This is a genomic window from Nonomuraea sp. NPDC050663 (assembly GCF_044456985.1).
Lineage (GTDB): Bacteria > Actinomycetota > Actinomycetes > Streptosporangiales > Streptosporangiaceae > Nonomuraea.
This window is the reverse complement of record NZ_JBITGL010000001.1, coordinates 420,511-437,443: the sequence shown is the minus strand read 5'-3', so window position 1 is coordinate 437,443 and position 16,933 is coordinate 420,511. Positions and strand designations below refer to the sequence as shown.

Annotated in this window: 16 protein-coding genes; 5 read left to right on the top strand and 11 right to left on the bottom strand. The window is 71.1% G+C overall.

The window, feature by feature from the left end:
• Window positions 1-18: 18 nt before the first annotated feature.
• Together ACIBH1_RS02235 and ACIBH1_RS02230 are read right to left on the bottom strand one after the other, a co-directional pair.
• Entirely contained in the window at window positions 19-1,008 is a 990-nt protein-coding gene (locus ACIBH1_RS02235) for an iron-containing redox enzyme family protein (protein WP_397311718.1), read from the bottom strand.
• The gene (locus ACIBH1_RS02230; protein ID WP_397311717.1) at window positions 998-2,077 is read right to left on the bottom strand and encodes a glutamate--cysteine ligase; all 1,080 of its coding nucleotides are present in this window, start codon (window positions 2,075-2,077) and stop codon (window positions 998-1,000) included. Before ACIBH1_RS02230 ends, ACIBH1_RS02235 begins: the two co-directional genes overlap by 11 nt.
• 62 nt (window positions 2,078-2,139) lie before the next feature.
• Between ACIBH1_RS02230 and ACIBH1_RS02225 the strand changes: the two genes are divergently transcribed.
• Both ACIBH1_RS02225 and ACIBH1_RS02220 read left to right on the top strand, forming a co-directional pair.
• Window positions 2,140-3,645, top strand: a complete 1,506-nt coding sequence (locus tag ACIBH1_RS02225) for an FAD-dependent oxidoreductase (RefSeq protein WP_397311716.1) — start codon at window positions 2,140-2,142, stop codon at window positions 3,643-3,645.
• A 42-nt stretch (window positions 3,646-3,687) separates the two neighbouring features.
• On the top strand, window positions 3,688-3,909 hold the full coding sequence (locus ACIBH1_RS02220; RefSeq protein WP_397311714.1) for a DUF4235 domain-containing protein: 222 nt from the start codon (window positions 3,688-3,690) through the stop codon (window positions 3,907-3,909).
• A gap of 13 nt (window positions 3,910-3,922) precedes the next feature.
• On the opposite strand, the gene ACIBH1_RS02215 is transcribed toward ACIBH1_RS02220, so the two are convergent.
• The 3 genes from ACIBH1_RS02215 to ACIBH1_RS02205 all read right to left on the bottom strand — a co-directional run bounded on the left by ACIBH1_RS02215 (window position 3,923) and on the right by ACIBH1_RS02205 (window position 7,047).
• Window positions 3,923-4,663 carry a restriction endonuclease gene (locus tag ACIBH1_RS02215; RefSeq protein ID WP_397311713.1) on the bottom strand — a complete coding sequence of 247 codons (741 nt, stop codon included), beginning with the start codon at window positions 4,661-4,663 and terminating at the stop codon, window positions 3,923-3,925.
• The gene (locus ACIBH1_RS02210) at window positions 4,660-4,905 is read right to left on the bottom strand and encodes a hypothetical protein (RefSeq protein ID WP_397311712.1); all 246 of its coding nucleotides are present in this window, start codon (window positions 4,903-4,905) and stop codon (window positions 4,660-4,662) included. Before ACIBH1_RS02210 ends, ACIBH1_RS02215 begins: the two co-directional genes overlap by 4 nt.
• A 159-nt stretch (window positions 4,906-5,064) precedes the next feature.
• The gene (locus ACIBH1_RS02205) at window positions 5,065-7,047 is read right to left on the bottom strand and encodes a hypothetical protein (RefSeq protein WP_397311711.1); all 1,983 of its coding nucleotides are present in this window, start codon (window positions 7,045-7,047) and stop codon (window positions 5,065-5,067) included.
• A gap of 158 nt (window positions 7,048-7,205) precedes the next feature.
• On the opposite strand from ACIBH1_RS02205, the gene ACIBH1_RS02200 reads away from it, so the two are divergent.
• The 3 genes from ACIBH1_RS02200 to ACIBH1_RS02190 are packed head-to-tail and all read left to right on the top strand — an operon-like array spanning window position 7,206 to window position 10,069.
• On the top strand, window positions 7,206-8,321 hold the full coding sequence (locus tag ACIBH1_RS02200; RefSeq protein ID WP_397311710.1) for an alkaline phosphatase PhoX: 1,116 nt from the start codon (window positions 7,206-7,208) through the stop codon (window positions 8,319-8,321).
• Window positions 8,322-8,342: 21 nt separating this feature from the next.
• Window positions 8,343-9,212 carry a bile acid:sodium symporter family protein gene (locus ACIBH1_RS02195; protein ID WP_397311709.1) on the top strand — a complete coding sequence of 290 codons (870 nt, stop codon included), beginning with the start codon at window positions 8,343-8,345 and terminating at the stop codon, window positions 9,210-9,212.
• A complete protein-coding gene (locus tag ACIBH1_RS02190; RefSeq protein ID WP_397311708.1) occupies window positions 9,209-10,069 on the top strand; it encodes an SGNH/GDSL hydrolase family protein in 861 nt (286 codons plus the stop codon). The genes ACIBH1_RS02195 and ACIBH1_RS02190 overlap by 4 nt, the downstream gene beginning before the upstream one ends.
• Here ACIBH1_RS02190 and ACIBH1_RS02185 read toward each other — a convergent pair.
• Genes ACIBH1_RS02185 through ACIBH1_RS02160 form a run of 6 tightly spaced genes read right to left on the bottom strand, consistent with a single transcriptional unit; the run spans window position 10,041 to window position 16,927 of the window.
• Window positions 10,041-11,279, bottom strand: a complete 1,239-nt coding sequence (locus tag ACIBH1_RS02185) for a PucR family transcriptional regulator (protein WP_397311707.1) — start codon at window positions 11,277-11,279, stop codon at window positions 10,041-10,043. The two genes, ACIBH1_RS02190 and ACIBH1_RS02185, sit on opposite strands and share 29 nt — an antisense overlap.
• A gap of 46 nt (window positions 11,280-11,325) precedes the next feature.
• Window positions 11,326-12,597, bottom strand: a complete 1,272-nt coding sequence (locus ACIBH1_RS02180; protein ID WP_397311706.1) for a thymidine phosphorylase — start codon at window positions 12,595-12,597, stop codon at window positions 11,326-11,328.
• A 1-nt stretch (window position 12,598) separates the two neighbouring features.
• On the bottom strand, window positions 12,599-12,991 hold the full coding sequence (locus tag ACIBH1_RS02175; RefSeq protein ID WP_397311705.1) for a cytidine deaminase: 393 nt from the start codon (window positions 12,989-12,991) through the stop codon (window positions 12,599-12,601).
• Window positions 12,991-14,256: an ABC transporter permease gene (locus ACIBH1_RS02170; protein ID WP_397311704.1), complete on the bottom strand. Its 1,266-nt coding sequence runs from the start codon at window positions 14,254-14,256 to the stop codon at window positions 12,991-12,993. Before ACIBH1_RS02170 ends, ACIBH1_RS02175 begins: the two co-directional genes overlap by 1 nt.
• The gene (locus tag ACIBH1_RS02165) at window positions 14,253-15,407 is read right to left on the bottom strand and encodes an ABC transporter permease (RefSeq protein WP_397311703.1); all 1,155 of its coding nucleotides are present in this window, start codon (window positions 15,405-15,407) and stop codon (window positions 14,253-14,255) included. The genes ACIBH1_RS02170 and ACIBH1_RS02165 overlap by 4 nt, the downstream gene beginning before the upstream one ends.
• A complete protein-coding gene (locus ACIBH1_RS02160) occupies window positions 15,404-16,927 on the bottom strand; it encodes an ABC transporter ATP-binding protein (protein ID WP_397312180.1) in 1,524 nt (507 codons plus the stop codon). Before ACIBH1_RS02160 ends, ACIBH1_RS02165 begins: the two co-directional genes overlap by 4 nt.
• Window positions 16,928-16,933: the final 6 nt, after the last annotated feature.

Here is a 16,933-nt window from a genome sequence, read left to right as displayed (position 1 = left end):
GAATCGGACATTACTAACTCACGGCAGCGGCCTCAGCAGCGAAGACACCGGTTCCGCCGCCCTCCAGCACCCCAGAACGTGGGCGCCGAACCGCTCCTCGACGAGCTCGGTCGCCTGCACGCCGAAGACCACGTCCGCGGCCAGTTCCGGCTCGCGCTCCAGCAGGTCGCCCAGCACATCCGTGCGCAGCACCTGCTCGTGGACGGCGTCCGCCTCGACGTGCTCGGTGAAGAACAGCGTGCCGCGCGGCCCCACCCCGAGCCGTTCCAGGGCCAGGGCCATGCGCCGCGCGCTCGGCGAGGTGGTGATCTCGGCCGCCGCGAAGTGCCCGGTCAGCGCGCCGCGCAGGGACCGGTGCAGGCCGAACAGGCTCATCATGTTGACCACGGCGAGCATCTGGGCCGGGGCCACGTCGAGATAGGCGCCGTAGGCCGGGTCCAGGTCCAGCTCCTCCATCAGGTCGGCGAACAGCCGGGAGTGCATCATCTCGGCCCTGCCGCCGCCGAACTCGTCGAACTCCACCGCCACCAGCGCCGCCTTGGCCCGGCCCGTCAGCCTCGGGATGACCCAGGCGTGCGGGTCGGCCTCCTTCAGGTGGTAGATGGAGCGATGGACGACGTACTCCCGCAGCTGCCGCCGGTCGCCCCGGTCCTTCAGGTGGTAGGACAGCCCGTCGCCGTCGACCGGCTCGACCAGCAAGGGCTCCAGCACCTCGTCGACGTCGTCGCCGCCCGCCACACGCGCACGCAGCCCGGCCTCGAAGACCCGCTCCAGCTCCCCGCGCACGCGCAGCAGGCCGGGATCCCACTCCCAGGCGTCGTCCACCCCGGAGAAACCCCGGTAGTGCAGCTCGTAGCAGACGTAGAGGGCCAGCTGCAGGTCCTCTCCGAACGGATCGGCGTCACCCACCGGTGGCGCCACCACGTCCCCCCGGCCGGAGAGCATCGTGACGACCGCCTCCGAGAGCGGTCCGCGCGGGGACGGCAGCTTCGGCGCGTCACCGTTCATGAGTGTCCTCCTCGATCGTGGGGACGGCGGCGCGTCGCTGCCGCTCGGCTCCCGTGCCCTCGTGCCTGAGCCACTCCATCAACCGCTTGACCTCCAGCAGGTCACCCGCCTCCTCCAGGGCCGTCCCCACGTGCTCCACCAGGGCTTGCGCCACCTCCCAGGCGTCACGGCGCCGCCCGGCCACCAGGTCCACGGCTGGGCCGTCCATGCCGTACCTGGCGGCGTTCCACACCGCCGCGGCACACAGCTGATCCGAGGGCGTGGCCGGGGCCCGGCCGCCCGCCAGGTCGGCCACGGCCGTCCTGACCAGCGCCCTCGACAGCGCCGCCTGCAGCGCCGCGTCGTCCACGGTGGCCGCCGCGTCTGCCGCGCGGAACTCCACCGTCGGCAGCCGCGAGCCCGGCCGGGCCAGCCAGAACGACATCGAGGCGTCCACCAGCACGCCGCAGGCCACCAGGGCGTCCACCGCGCGGTCGTGGTCGGCCGCCGACCCGAACACCGGCGGCACGCCGGAACCCGGGAAACGTGACTGCTGGACCATGCGCCAGCTGGCGTAGCCGGAGTCACCCGCCGGACCGTAGGGCGAGTTGGCCGACAGAGCGAGCAGGGTGGGCAGCCACGGCCGCAGGTGGTTCAGCACGGCGACCGCCGTCTCCCTGTCGCCCACGCCGACGTGCACGTGGCAGCCGCAGCTCTGGTAGTCGGCGACGACGCCCTTGTACATGCCGCCGATCCGCTCGAACCGCTCGCCCGCCGTCAGCAGTGGCGCCCCGGGCTCGACGGGCGTGCCCACCGACCCCAGCGTCAGCCCCTGCCACCCGGCCGCCTCCGCCAGCGTGGCCCTGCCGTACTGGAGCTGTGAACGCAGCGCGCCGAGCGAGCGGCATACCCCCGTCGCCGCCTCCACCTGGGTCTGGAAGAGCTCCCTGTGGAAGCCGCCGTACTCGTCGGCGCCCGCGTGCCGGCCCGCGGCCTGCAACACCTCCGCGGCCCGCGCGACCGGTTCCCCCGAAGCCGGGTGGAGCAGCAGGAACTCCTCCTCCACACCGACGGTGATGCCGTCGTCCATACCCGCCGCCTACCCGACCAGCTCCGATGCATGCTGCCGTGACCTGCGGGAAGTCGACATGCATGGGTGACAAACGCGAGTCGTACTGGATGGACACCGCCCCGGCGACGTCCTACCCGCCACTGGCCGGCGACCTGGACGCGGACGTCGCGGTCGTCGGCGGCGGCATCGCCGGGCTGAGCACGGCCTGGGAGCTGAGCCGGGCCGGACGCTCGGTCGTGGTCCTGGAGTCCGACCGCGTCGCGGCCGGCGTGACGGGCTACACCACGGCCAAGCTGAGCGCGCTGCACGGGCTGATCTACGCGGAGCTGAGCAAGTCGGCCGGCGAACAGGCCGCCGCCCTCTACGCCGCATCGCAGCAGGAGGCGGTCGAGCACGTCGCCGCCACCGCCGCGCAGTTCGCGATCGACTGCGACCTCGAACGGCTGCCCGCCTACACCTACACCGAGTCCGCCGACGCCGTGGGCGACATCGAGGCGGAGGCCTCGGCCGCCCGCGCCGCCGGGCTGGAGGCGACGCTGGTCACCGGCACCGGCCTGCCGTACGGCGTGGCGGCGGCCGTCCGCGTCGAGAACCAGGCCCAGTTCCACCCGCGCAAGTACCTGCTCGGCCTGACCGAGCTGATGGCGGCACAGGGCGTCGTGGTCCACGAGCGCACCCGCGTCACCGAGCTGCACGAGGGCAGCCCGTGCCGGCTCGTCACCGAGGACGGCCACACCGTCACCGCCCGGGACGTGGTCGTCGCCACCCACTATCCGGTCTTCGACCGCGCGCTGCTGTTCGCCCGGCTGGAGCCGCGCAGGGAGCTCGTGGTGGCCGGGCCCATCCCGGCGGGCAGCGACCCCGGCGGCATGTTCCTGACCGTGGAGGACGACACCCGCTCGGTGCGCACGGCCCCGTACCGCGACAGCGAGAGGTTCCTGATCGTCACCGGAGAGCGGCACGAGCCGGGATCACGCGACGCCCACGAACGTCACCAGCGGCTGCGCGCCTGGGCCCAGGACCGCTTCCCCGGGTTGCGCGTCACGCACGCCTGGTCGGCGCAGGACAACCAGAGCACCGACCGCCTGCCGTACATCGGCCGCTTCCACGTCGGCGGCGAGCACGTCCACGTCGCCACCGGCTTCAACGGCTGGGGCATGAGCACCGGCGTGTTGTCGGGGCGGCTCCTGGCCGCCGAGCTGACCGGCCAGGACTCGCCCTACCGCGACCTGTACGACCCGCGCAGGCTGCACCCGCTGCGCGAGGCGGCCTCCATGGCCAAGCTGCAGCTGAAGGTGGCGCGGCACTTCGTCGGCGACCGGCTGCGCACCCACGCCGACGACGTCGACGACATCGGCCCGGACAGCGGCGCCGTCGTCAGGGTCGGCGGCGAGCGGCGGGCGGTCTACCGGGACCCGTCAGGGCAGCTGCACCAGCTGTCGGCGCTCTGCACCCACCTGGGCTGCGTGGTGGCCTTCGACGAGAACGAGAAGGCGTGGGAGTGCCCCTGCCACGGCTCCCGCTTCGGCACCGACGGCCAGGTCCTCAACGGCCCCGCCACCAGGCCGCTGCCCCGTCGCGACTAGGAACGCCCTGCGTGGGTAAGCGCGAACCTCATGAAGCAGACCATGGCGAAACCGACCAGGATGGCGGGGGGCGTGCTCGGCGGCCTCGTCGCCGGAACCATCTTCAAGCATGTGTGGAAGCTCGCATCGGGCAAGCCGGAACCGCCGGAGGCGGACTCGACCAAGTACGGCTGGGGCGAGGTCCTCGTCGCGGCGGCGATCCAGGGAGCGATCTTCGGCCTCGTCCGGGCGGCCATCGAACGAGCGGCCGCCCGCGACGAGTGAGAGCCGGGCGAGGTCAACGATCGTCAGCCTCGTCGTGGGCCCGGGGATGGAGCAGAGGAGCCGTCCTGCGAAGGCGCCGGCGATGCCGGAGCGGGGCGCCGAGGCCGAGCAGCCGGCGGAGTGAGACGCCGTTCGCCGCCCACTGTTCCAGCTCTCCCCGGCCCACGAGCTGGATCCGGAAGTCGCCCGCCGTCTTCCTGGCGTCGCGGGTGAAATCGCCGTTGGTGACGATGACGGCGACATTCGCTCCGTGCGCGGGCCCCGCCGTGCCGTTGACCTGGTAGACGACCTGGGAGGTCACCTTCCTGCTGGTGACGGTGTGCTTGCACTGCACCACGATCCGGTAGCCGCCGCGATCGTGCCCGATGACGTCGGCCGCCATGTCGCCCCGCTGACCGACGTGATCGGCACGCATGCCGTCGCGGATCATCAGGTCGCGGACCGCCCATTCGAAACACGTCGGCGACATCACGTCGATCTGTTCCAGCGACAGCCGGAGATTCTCGAGCCTGGCGGCGCGGCGGAGGAGTAAGGCGGACTTCCACCAGTGCGATGCCAATAGCCCGAGAAAGGCGACCACCGCAAGGGCCGCCCATATTCTCCAATCACCGAACAGCCAATTGACGATGGCCGGAATGATCCGGACGAGCATGGCGATGGCGATGACGCCGACGACCGCAGCGGCGATCCACTCGCGCCCGCCCACCGGCATGCGCGGGCGCGGCAGGAACGCCGACCGGCGCCGGGCGGTCACGACCCGCTCGACGGCATGACCGGCCAGACCTCGGCGGGCGGCTCGACCTGTGGTTCCTCGGCGGGGACGACCTGGGTCTGCGTGGGCGCGGGCGAGTCACCCTCCGCCTGCGCGCCGAACCCGGAGACCGCGAACCAGCCCACCACCGCCGCGATCGCCAGGACGACCCAGCCCGACGCCTTCCTGTTGACCCTGCGGCGCCTGACGTAATGGCCTCGTCGCCAGTACTTGTCCTGCGGCATGCCGATCTTCCCCTCGCCTTGGTGATCGAATTCAGCCGGAGTGGCTTCGTGTCAGATGGAAACACGAGACACCGACAGAAAAGGCGCTACTCGGCGAGCGAATGCCGCAATAGTGGAATGTTCGACCGAAAATCCAGCTAATAGTTGCTAAATTCCCTATTACGGATGGGCCGAGGTCAGGCAGGGGGCGCCCCCGCACACGTCCGCCACGATCCCGGTCTTGAGGAACACCGACTTCTGCAGCTGAGCCGCAGGTGTGCGGCGCGGGTCCTCGTGGGGGTCGGTGCCCTGCGTGGGCGGGGTGTTGGTGAGCGGCGGCGCCGGGGTGCCGCTGTCCCACACCACCAGCGCCGACCCCGGCCACGCCGCGCCTCTGGCCCGCTTGATGCCCCAGTACGGCACGCGGTCCTGGCTGCGTCCCTCCTCCACGGCGGGCCACAGGACGCGTGCGCCGATCGTCCTGGCCTTCACGTCGGCGGAGACCATGGCCACCTGGTGGTCGGCGAAGGCGACCTGCATGAGCACCTGGTGCCGCGGCGTCCCCGGGTAGGGCGAGTCGGTCAGGTGCGCGGCGTATCCGTTGGTCTCGCCCCTGTCCCACAACATCTGGATCAGCGCCAGGACGAGCTGCTGGTCGAGCTTGTCCGGGTAGGACCGGTCGAAGACCTGCTGGAAGGGCGCCGCGTCGGAGCTGCGGTTGAACAGGGTGCTGTAGTTCATCCCGGTGACCCCGAGCACTCCGAGCCTGATGTCGGGCGACAGGGCGACGAGTGCGCCGCCGAGGATGCCGCCCTGGCTGTTGCCGTCGTAGACGAGGCCCTTGCGGGTGTCGATGAGCGGGCGGCCGGCGGCCCGGAAGGCGTCGTGGGAGGCGAAGCCGTCCCGCGCGGTCATGGCGCGGCCGAGGAAGATGGCGTTGAGGAAGCCCTGCTGGCTGCGGTCGGGCACGGCGGGGAAGCGTGACATGTCGGCGAACGACGACAGCACGGTGGGGATGTCGTCCTCGGCCATGCCGATCCATGGGGTGGCGCAGAAGGCGAAGCCGTGCTCCTGTGCCATGGTCTTGACGTTGCCCGCGCCGACTTCGGTGTGCCTGCCGAGCAGGCCGTGGCCGTACAGGGAGACGCGGACGGGGCGGTCGAGGGCCGTGCGGGGGATCTCGCAGCGGAAGCGGGCGAGCTGCTCGTTGCCGGGCAGTTGGGCGGGCCGGCCGTCGGGGCCGTAGTTGAGGCGGGAGCCGGTGGGCCCGCCGGGCCGGTCGAGGAAGCTGGGCACGCGGACGATGCCCTCGACGCGGCGGGCGATCTGGGCGTCCTGTTCCGGCGTGAACTCGGTGAGGGCGGTGACCTCGAAGGCGGGCGAGCGGCCGCCGAGGGCGCGCAGCGCCTGGTCGCGCATCGACAGGGCACGTCCTGCGAGGTTCTGCTCGCTGGCGACGGTGAAGTCCCAGGCCAGGTAGGGGTCGCGCACGCCGTGGCGGTGCAGTTGCCTCAGCACGGGGGCCAGCTGGCGCTGCCGTGCGGCGAGCTCGTGGCCGGCGGGGAGCGGCGGGCCGGCGACGGCGGCGAAGGCGGCGCCGGGCGGGATCGGCGCGCCGCCCGCGTCGCGCAGGCCGCGCAGCGCGACCAGGTAGCGGTGGCCCTCGCGCAGGTTGCGTGCGGGCCGGATGATCAGCAGCTGCCGGTCGGCGGGGGCGTTGGCGTCGAGTTCGGCCCAGTACGGCCAGCGTTCGCCGGTGTGGGCGTCGAGCAGCACGATGGGCGCGTCACGATCGAGCGATCGCCCGATGTCGGTGATCGGGGCGGCGCCGGTGCGTCCCAGGTCCAGGCCGGGCACCCTGGCCAGCAGCATGGAGCCGGGTGAGAAGCCGTCGTTGCGGTTCCATTCGGCCGGGTCGATCGGCGTGCCCGCCACGGTGACGGGCATGGCCGCGGGGGCGAAGGAGACGCGGCGGCCGGTGGCGGTGGCAGGGTCGGCGACGGTGAGGAAGTCGTTCGGGAAGGGCAGCAGGCAGGCGGCCGGGTCGATCGGGTCGCACACGGCCGGGTCCTGGAGGGCCTTGATGTCAGCGGTGGCGGCGGCCGGCGTGACGAGCAGCGTGCTGGAGACGACCAGCGCGGCGAGCAGGCTGAGGGGGCGCACCCGCCACATGGTCAGGTGCCCGACTCGCCCCCGTCAATCACCTTTGTGATGGGTCACAAAGCCTGACCCATAGCTTTACTGCGCTGTCCAGTTCCCTGGCGGGTGGCCGCATCGTTTCATTGATTCTGCACCTGACCTCGATCAAAGGGAGTCCGCACGTGCAGCGACGTACCTTCCTCGCAGGACTGGGCGCCGTGGCCTTCTCCGGAGCCATGTGGCAGGAGGCCGCTCTGGCCTCCACCACGGCCGGAGCCAGCCCGTACGGCCCGCTCGGCGCTCCGGACGCCAACGGCGTCGCGCTCCCGGCGGGTTTCCGCAGCCGCGTGGTGGCCAGGACAGGCCAGCTGATCGGCGGCACGCTCTGGCACCCGGCGCCCGACGGCGGCGCCTGCTTCGCCGACGGCACCGGCTGGATCTACGTCTCCAACTCCGAGATCCCCCTGGCGGGCGGCGCCTCGGCCATCAAGTTCCGCGCCGACGGCTCGATCGAGCGCGCCTACCGCATCCTGAGCGGCACGAACCTCAACTGCGCCGGCGGCCGCACGCCGTGGAACACCTGGCTGTCGTGCGAGGAGATCTTCCGCGGCAAGGTCTACGAGACCGACCCGTACGGCAACCGCGCCGCGATCCAGCGTCCGGCGATGGGCAAGTTCAAGCACGAGGCCGCCGCCTGCGACCCCGACCACCGGGTCGTCTACCTGACGGAGGACGAGGGCGACGGCTGCTTCTACCGCTTCGTCCCCACCACCTGGGGCGACCTGTCGAGCGGCCGCCTGGAGGTGCTGTGCGAGGGCCCGGTGTGGCGGCCGGTCCCCGACGCCACCCCGGGCGTGTTACAGAAGCAGACGCGCCACCAGGTGAGCTCTGCCCTGCACTTCGACGGCGGCGAGGGCTGCCACTACGGCGGCGGCGTCTGCTACTTCACCGCCAAGGGCGACCGCAAGGTGTGGGCCTACGACGCCAACCGCAACACGCTGGGCTTCGTCTACGACGGCAGCGGAAGCCTCGACGGCATCGACAACATCACCGGCGTCTCCTCCGGCGACTTGTACGTGGCCGAGGACGGCGGGAACATGGAAATCAACATCATCACGCCGGACGGGATCGTCGCACCGGTCATCAGGCTCGACGGCCAGAGCCAGTCGGAGATCACCGGCCCGGCGTTCTCACCCGACGGGTCCCGCCTCTACTTCTCCTCCCAGCGCGGGACGAGCGGCGAGCGGGCCGGGACCGGCGGCATCACCTACGAGGTCGCCGGGCCTTTCAGACACTAGAACCACAGGAGCACCCCCCACATGGCTCTCGCCGCCACCCTCCTGCCCTTCGCGCTCGCGATCATCATGCTCGGGCTCGGCCTGTCGCTGACCATGGCCGACTTCAAGCGTGTGCTCGCCTACCCCAGGGCGACCCTGGTCGCCCTGGGGTGCCAGATCGTCATCCTGCCCGCGCTCTGCTTCGGCCTGGTCATCCTGTTCGACCTGCCGCCGGTGCTGGCGGTCGGCATGATGTTGCTGGCCGCCTCGCCGGGCGGCACCACCGCCAACCTCTACAGCCACCTGTTCGGCGGTGACGTGGCGCTCAACATCACCCTCACCGCGATCAACTCGGTGCTGGCGATCATCACGCTGCCCCTGGTGACCAACCTCTCGATCGGCTACTTCGCCTCCGACGGCACACTGCTGAGCCTGGAGTTCGCGGAGTTCGCCAAGGTCGTGGCGCTGGTGCTGATCCCGGTCGCGATCGGCATGCTGATCCGGGCGTACGCCACGGCCTTCGCCGACCGCATGGCCAAGCCGGTCAAGATCACCTCCGCGGTGGTCCTGATCCTCGTGATCGCCGCCGTCATGATCAAGGAGCGCGAGAACCTGGGCGACTACATCGCCTCCGTCGGGCTGATCTGCCTGATCTTCAGCGCGGTCAGCCTGGCGATCGGCTACTACGCGCCGCGCCTGGCCAAGGTCGAGCGCGGCCAGGCCATCGCGTCGTGCTTCGAGATCGGCCTCCACAACGCCACCCTTTCGATCACCGTGGCCACCACCCTGCTGGCCAACGACCAGATGTCGATCCCCTCGGCCACCTACGGCGTGCTGATGTTCTTCACGGCGACGGCGGCCGGTTTCCTGCTCAGGTCCCGTTCGGCCCGTCTGGAAAGGAGCGCCGCGTGATCCGTACCGCCCGCACCCTGTTCGCCGCCGTCCTCGTCCTCGTCGGACTCACCACCACCCCCGCGCAGGCCGCGGCCGGGGAGGTCTATGTCGCCCTCGGCGACTCGGCCGCCTCCGGACCGCTCATCCCCAACCAGGTCCTGCCCCAGCTCGGCTGCTTCCGTTCCGACCGCAACTACGCCCACCTGACGGCCGCCGCCATCGGCGCGTCGACGTTCCGCGACGTGACCTGCTCGGGCGCCGACACCCGCGACATGTACCAGTCGCAGAACACCGACCTGGGCTCCATGCCGCCGCAGCTCGACGCGCTCAGCGCCGACACCACCCTGGTCACCGTGCAGATCGGCGCCAACGACGTCGGCCTGACCGGCTTCATCGAGGACTGCCTCAACCTGCTGCCGCCGCCGGTCGGCGACTACTGCTACGACGACTACCAGTCGGGCGGGCAGGACGAGTGGCGGGTCAAGACCGACAACCTGCGCCCGGTGCTGGTGCAGCTCGCGGCCGACATCCGCGCCCGCGCCCCGCAGGCGAGGATCTTCGTCGTCGGCTACGCCACCTACGCCCGCGAGAACGGCTGCTACCCGACCGTGCCGATCCTGCGCCGTGACGCCAACTACATCCGCTCGACCCTCATGTACTTCAACCAGATGCTCGCCGAGCAGGCCGCCGCGGCCGGCGTCGGCTTCATCGACCTGCAGTCGCCCAGCGTGGGCCACGACCCGTGCACCGGGCCGAACACCCGCTGGATCGAGCCCTACATCCCGGCCAACCCGGCCACGCCCTTCCACCCCAACGCCAACGGCATGCGCGGCTTCGCCACCGCCGTCATAGCCTCCGTCTCCGCGGCTCACTGACACTCAGGACGGCAGGCGGCCCGGCCAGGCGCCGGGCCGCCAGCGCCGCCCCAATGCGCTGCAGGTGGCCGGGATCCACCGGGTCCAGCCCGGTCAGCTGCGCGGTCCTGCGCAGCCGGTAGTCCACGGTGTTCGGGTGCACGTGCAGCAGTTCGGCGGTCCTGCGCCGATCGAGGCCCGAGTCGAGATAGACCTTGAGCGTCCGCAGCAGATCCGGGTGGTCGAGCAACGGATCCAGCAGTCCCGCCAGTCCCGCGGTCGCCTCGCTAGGCCGGGTCAGCTGGTACTCCAGCAACACGTCAGCCAGCCGGTAACACCCGGGAGGCCGCCGGAAGGCCTGCACCACCTCCAGCACCTCCCTGGCCAGGTGCGCCGCCCCCGGCACGCCGTCGGGGGCGGCCACCTCGGCGGCCATCCACACGGGCGCGCTCGCCGCCGTGTTCACCGCCTCGACCAGCTCGGCCAGTTCGGGCTCCGCCCCCTGGAGCGGGATCAGCACGTGGCCGCCGGTGCCGTCGAGCACGGAGAGCACCTGCTCGTCGGCGTGGCGCTGGATCATGTTCCTGATGCGGTGCAGCTTGCGGCGTCCGGCGATGACCGCGCCCGGTTCGGAGGCACGTTCGTCGGGGTGCGGCCCGATCGCGACGGCCAGCACCAGGTAGCGGGCCGCGAGCCGGACGCCCGCCAGCGCCTCCTGGTCGCCCGCCAGCAGCGCCGAGACGGTGGCGTGCATGGCGTGCTGCTCCTGGCTGAGCATGCCCTCGCGCTCTTCGACGTAGGCGGTGCACACGGCCGCGGTGACCGACTCGGTGTAGACGAGGACGAGCCGGTTGGCGGCGAGCACGTCGGCGAAGTCGTCGGGTTTGGCCCCGGCGAACAGGTGCTCCCAGATGACCCGCGCGCCCAGGTGGTAGGCGGCCAGCAGCGCCTCCAGCGGCACGCCCTCCTGCGCGCGGCGGGCGGCGGAGGCGCGCAGCGGCGCCAGTTCGGCGCGGGTGGGCGAGCGGCGGTCGCGGAACATGCGGCCGATGGTGCGCAGGTTGTACTCCACGATGGCCAGGATCTCGCCGTCGAGCTCCTCCTTCGGCAGCCGCCGGTAGATGGGGATCTCGTCGGCGAACGCCTGCACGAGCTGCCGCGCCAGCCTGCGTGTCTGGCGTTCCAGCAGCTCGTGCACGGGGCACCCGGCCAGGGTGAGCGGCTCGGCCATGCCCGAACCCTGCCAAAGAGAAGGCTCCCGAGCAAGGCTCGGTTCTCTACTCGATCCGGTCGATGATCAGCGGCAACTGCTCGACGGAGGCGGGACCGACCTCGAAACCGCCCTCCAGCGCCTCGAGTCCGCGCTCGAAGCGCGAGGTCTCGTCGGCGTACAGGGTCATCAGCGGCTGGCCGGCCCGCACGATGTCGCCGGGCCTGGCGTGGAGCATGATGCCCGCGCCGAAGGAGACCGGGTCCTCCTTGCGCGCCCGTCCGGCGCCCAGCCGCCAGGCGGCCAGACCCACGGCGTAGGCGTCCATGCGGGTGACGACGCCGGAGGCGGGCGCGACCACGACCGTGCTCTCGGGCGCGGTGGGCAGCAGGGCGTCGGGGTCGCCGCCCTGAGCGGAGATCATCCGGCGCCAGGCGTCCATCGCCGAGCCGTCCTTCAGCGCCTCTTCGGGGTCCTTGCCGTCGACCCCGGCCAGTTGCAGCATCTCGCGCGCGAGCCGTACGGTCAGCTCGACGACGTCGGCGGGGCCGCCGCCGGCCAGCACCTCGACCGACTCCTGGACCTCCAGGGCGTTGCCGACGGCCAGGCCCAGCGGGCGGTCCATGGCGGTCAGCAGGGCGACGGTGTTCACCCCCGCGTCCTTGCCCAGGGCGACCATGGTGGTGGCGAGCTCGCGGGCGTCGGCGACGTCCTTCATGAACGCGCCGGAGCCGACCTTGACGTCGAGGACCAGCGCGCCGGTGCCCTCGGCGATCTTCTTCGACATGATCGACGAGGCGATCAGCGGGATCGACTCGACCGTGCCCGTGACGTCGCGCAGCGCGTAAAGCTTCTTGTCGGCCGGGGCCAGGCCGGTGCCCGCCGCGCAGACGACGGCGCCCGCCGAGCGGATGACGCCGAGCATCTCGTCGTTCGACAACGACGCCCGCCAGCCGGGGATGGACTCCAGCTTGTCGAGCGTGCCGCCGGTGTGCCCGAGCCCGCGGCCCGAGAGCTGCGGCACGTAGGCGCCGCAGGCCGCCACCAGCGGCGCCAGCGGCAGAGTGATCTTGTCGCCGACGCCGCCCGTGGAGTGCTTGTCGGCGGTCGGCCGGTCGAGCATCGACCAGTCCATGCGCTCGCCCGAGCGGATCATGGCGGCGGTCCAGTCGGCGATCTCCCGCCGGTTCATGCCGTTCAGCAGGATCGCCATGGCCAGGGCCGACATCTGCTCGTCGGCGACCTCGCCGCGCGTGTAGGCGTCGATCACCCAGTCGATGTGGCCCGTGCTCAGCTCGCCCTTGTCACGTTTGGTCCTGATGACCTCGATGACGTCCATGTCACACTCCCCGCGAGAGATTGTCGGGGCCGAAGGCGTAGGGCAGCACCTGCGCCATGCGTTGCGGCCCGTCGGGGGTCTCGACCAGCAGGTCGTCGCCCCCGAATTCGTACAGCAGCTGGCGGCAGCGCCCGCACGGCATGAGCAGGTTCCCCTCGCCGTCGCAGCAGGTGAACGCGACCAGCCGTCCCCCGCCGGTCGCGTGCAGCGCCGAGACCAGCCCGCACTCGGCGCACAGGCCCAGGCCGTAGGAGGCGTTCTCCACGTTGCAGCCGGAGATGACGCGCCCGTCGTCGACGAGGGCGGCCGCGCCCACCGGGAAGCCGGAGTAGGGCGCGTACGCCCTGCGCATGGCCTCCCGCGCGGCCGTACGCAGGACCGCCCAGTCGATCATCAGTGGCCCTGCCCGCGCCGGTACGGCACGCCGTCGGCGGCGGGCATGCGCAGCCGCTGAGAGGCGAAGGCCAGCACCAGGAGGGTCACGACGTACGGCGCGGCGGTGGTGAACTGCTCGGGCACCGTGTCGGTGATCGCGTAGACCCAGAAGACCAGGATCGCGATGACCCCGGTCACCACGGCGGCGACGGTGCGCTGCTGGCGCACCAGCAGGAAGACCGCCGCGCCCGCGAGCAGCAGCGCCATGGTGAACAGCAGCGCGTGCACCGAGGTGCCGCCCTGACGCAGCTGCAGCGAGTCGGTGTAGCCGAACAGCAGCGCGCCGCCCGCCAGCCCGCCTGGCCGGTAGTTGCCGAAGATGACAGTGGCCAGACCGATGAAGCCGCGGCCTCCCGTCTGGCCCTCGCGGTAGATGCCCGCGGCGATCAGCGACAGGAACGCGCCGCCCAGACCGGCCATGACGCCGGAGACGATGACGGCCACGTACTTGTAGAAGTAGACGTTGACGCCCAGCGACTCGGCGGCGACCGGCCGCTCGCCGCAGGAGCGCAGGCGCAGGCCGAACGCGGTCTTCCAGAGGATCCAGAAGGTCAGCGGGACCAGCAGGATCGCCAGGATCGTGAAGTAGGAGACGTTCTGCGTCAGGCCGCGCAGCACGCCCGCCAGGTCCGACAGGAAGAAGATGTGCGTCTGCTCCAGCGACTTCAGCGGGTCGCCGATGCCGGGAACGCTGAAGGTGCCCATGGACGGCACGCGCGGCGACTGGGTGTCGCCTCCGCCCTTCATGTCGGCGAAGACCGCGGCGGCGAGGTACTTGGCCACGCCCAGGCCGAGGATGTTGATGGCCACACCGGAGACGACGTGGTCGACGCCGAAGGTGACCGTGGCGATCGCGTGCAGGACCGCGCCGATCGCGCCGCCCAGCGCGCCCATGATCACGCCGACCCACGGGTTGCCCGAGACGATCGCGCCCCACGCGCCGAACCAGGTACCGAAGATCATCATGCCTTCGAGGCCGATGTTGACCACCCCGGCCCGCTCCGACCACAGACCGCCCAGACCGGCCAGGCCGATCGGCACGGCGGCCGCGAGCGCGGCGGACATGGTGCCCGCCGAGGTGATGTCGTTGGCGCCGGAGACCACGCGGGTGACCGACAGCAGCACGAGCAGGCCCAGCAGCCCGAGCAGCAGCGTCTGCCAGGTCAGCCTGAACTTGCGCGGAGCCTTGACCGGTGCGGCGGGAGTCGCCGTCGTGGTGCTCATGCCGAGGCCCCTTCCTTGACGGGAGCGGCCAGCTCGCGGCTGACGCGGCGCTGCTCGGCCGAGATCCGATAGCGGTGCGCCAGCTCGTAGGCGACGACCACGGACAACACGATGATGCCCTGCATGATCTGGACGATCTCCGGCGAGATGTCGTGCAGGTTGAGGATGTTGGAGGAGCTGTCGAGGAAGCCCCACAGGATCGCGCCGAACGCGATGCCGACCGGGTTGTTGCGGCCCAGCAGCGCGATGGCGATGCCGGTGAAGCCGATGCCCGACGGGAAGTCGAGGCTGTAGCTGTAGGAGGCGCCCAGCAGCTGCGGCATGCCGATCAGGCCGGCGACCCCGCCCGACAGGACCATGGCGGTGACGACCATGCGCTTGACGTTGACGCCGCTGGCGACCGCCGCCTCCTGGTTGAGGCCGGTGGTGCGCAGGTCGAAGCCGAAGCGGGTCTTGTTGAGCAGCACGTGGAAGCCGATGCCCAGGGCGGCGGCCAGGAGGATCAGGCCGAAGACCTTGGCCTCGGTGCCGGGGATGAACGCCACGCCCGGCACCCGCGCGTCCTCGGGGATCGGCGCGGTGCCGATGTTGTTGCTGCCCGCGACCGCCACGCCGAAGACGTTGACCAGCAGGTAGGCGACCACGCTGGTGCCGATGTAGTTCAGCATGATCGTGGAGACGACCTCGCTGACGCCGCGGTAGGCCTTGAGCAGGCCGGCGATGGCCGCCCACACCGCTCCGGTGACCGCGGCGGTGACGATGATCAGGATGATCATCAGCCAGCCCGGCAGGTTGAGCCCGGAACCGCCCAGCGCCGCCGCCATGATCGCGGCCAGGCGGTACTGCCCGTCGACGCCGATGTTGAAGAGGTTCATGCGGAAGCCGAGCGCCACCGCCAGGGCCGCGATGTAGTAGAGCGTCGCCAGGTTCAGCGTCAGCACCATGGTGCGCGGCTGCGTGCCGTACTCCACCATGATGCCGATCGTCTCGAGCGGCGGGTTGCCCGTGACGGCCAGCACGATCGCGGTGACGATGCCCGCGAACAGGATGGCCACGACGGGCGCGGCCAGGGCCAGCCATCCGCTCAGCGGGATGCGGCCGAGCAGCCGGTTGAGGAAGGTGTCCTTCGTCCCGGGACTTGTCTGGTTCATGTCGCCTCTCCGGCGCCGGTCATGGCGGAGCCGAGCTCTTCCGGCGTGACGTTCGCCGGGTCCACGTCGGCCACCATGCGGCCGCGCAGGATCACCTTGAGCGTGTCGGACAGGCCGATCAGCTCGTCCAGGTCAGCGGAGATCAGCAGGACGGCCAGCCCCGCCGCGCGGGCGTGGCGCAGGTGGTCCCAGATGGCCGCCTGGGCGCCCACGTCGACGCCGCGGGTGGGGTGGGAGGCGATGAGGAGGACCGGGTCGCCGCTCATCTCGCGTCCGACGATCAGCTTCTGCTGGTTGCCGCCCGACAGCGCCGCCGCCTTGACGTCGATGCCGGGGGTGCGCACGTCGTACTCCTCGACGATGCGCTGGGTGTCGGTGCGCGCGCCCTTCCGGTCGATCCACGGGCCCTTGACGTTGGGCTTCTGCGTCTGGTGGCCCAGGATGCGGTTCTCCCAGAGCGGCGACTCCAGCAGCAGGCCGTGGCGGTGACGGTCTTCGGGGATGAAGCCGACTCCGGCCTCGCGGCGCTTGAGCGTCGGCCAGGCGGAGATGTCGGCCTCGCCGAGGGTGATGGTGCCGGCGGCGACGCGCATGCCCATGATGGCCTCGACCAGCTCGGCCTGGCCGTTGCCCTCGACCCCCGCGATGCCCAGGACCTCGCCCTTGCGCACGTCGAAGCTGATGTCGTCGATGAGGGGGCGGCCGTCGGGGGCGAGCACGGTGAGGTCGCGCACGGACACGGCGACGACGTCGGTGACGGTCGACTCGCGGGTCTCGGGGCTGGGCAGCTCGCTGCCGACCATGAGCTCGGCCAGCTGGCGCGCGGTCACCGACGACGGGTCGACGCTGGCGACGGTGGTGCCGCGCCTGATCACCGTGATGGCGTCGGCGACCTTGAGCACCTCGTCGAGGTGGTGGGAGATGAAGATGATGGTCAGGCCCTCGCGCACGAGGCCCTTGAGGTTCTCGAAGAGCTCGTCGACCTCGTGGGGGACCAGCACGGCCGTGGGCTCGTCGAGGATGAGGATCTTGGCGCCGCGGTAGAGGACCTTGAGGATCTCGACGCGCTGGCGGGTGCCGACGCCGATGTCCTCCACCAGGACGTCGGGGTCGATGCCCAGGCCGTAGGAGTCGGAGATCTCCTTGATCTTCTTGCGAGCCGCGCCGAAGTCGATGCCGACCCCGCCCTTGCGGGGCTCGCTGCCCAGGATCACGTTCTCGAGCACGGTGAGGTTGTCGGCGAGCATGAAGTGCTGGTGGACCATGCCGATGCCGACGTTGATCGCCTCCGCGGGAGAGTGGAAGCTCACCTTGGTCCCGTTGACGGCGATCGTGCCCTCGTCGGGCTTCTGCATGCCGTACAGGATCTTCATGAGCGTGGACTTGCCCGCTCCGTTCTCACCCACGATGGCGTGGATCTGTCCCTTTTCCACGCTGAGGTGGATGTCGCGGTTGGCGACGACGCCGGGGAATCGTTTGGTGATTCCCACGAGCTCGACTGCAGGCGGCTGAGCGCTGATGTCGGC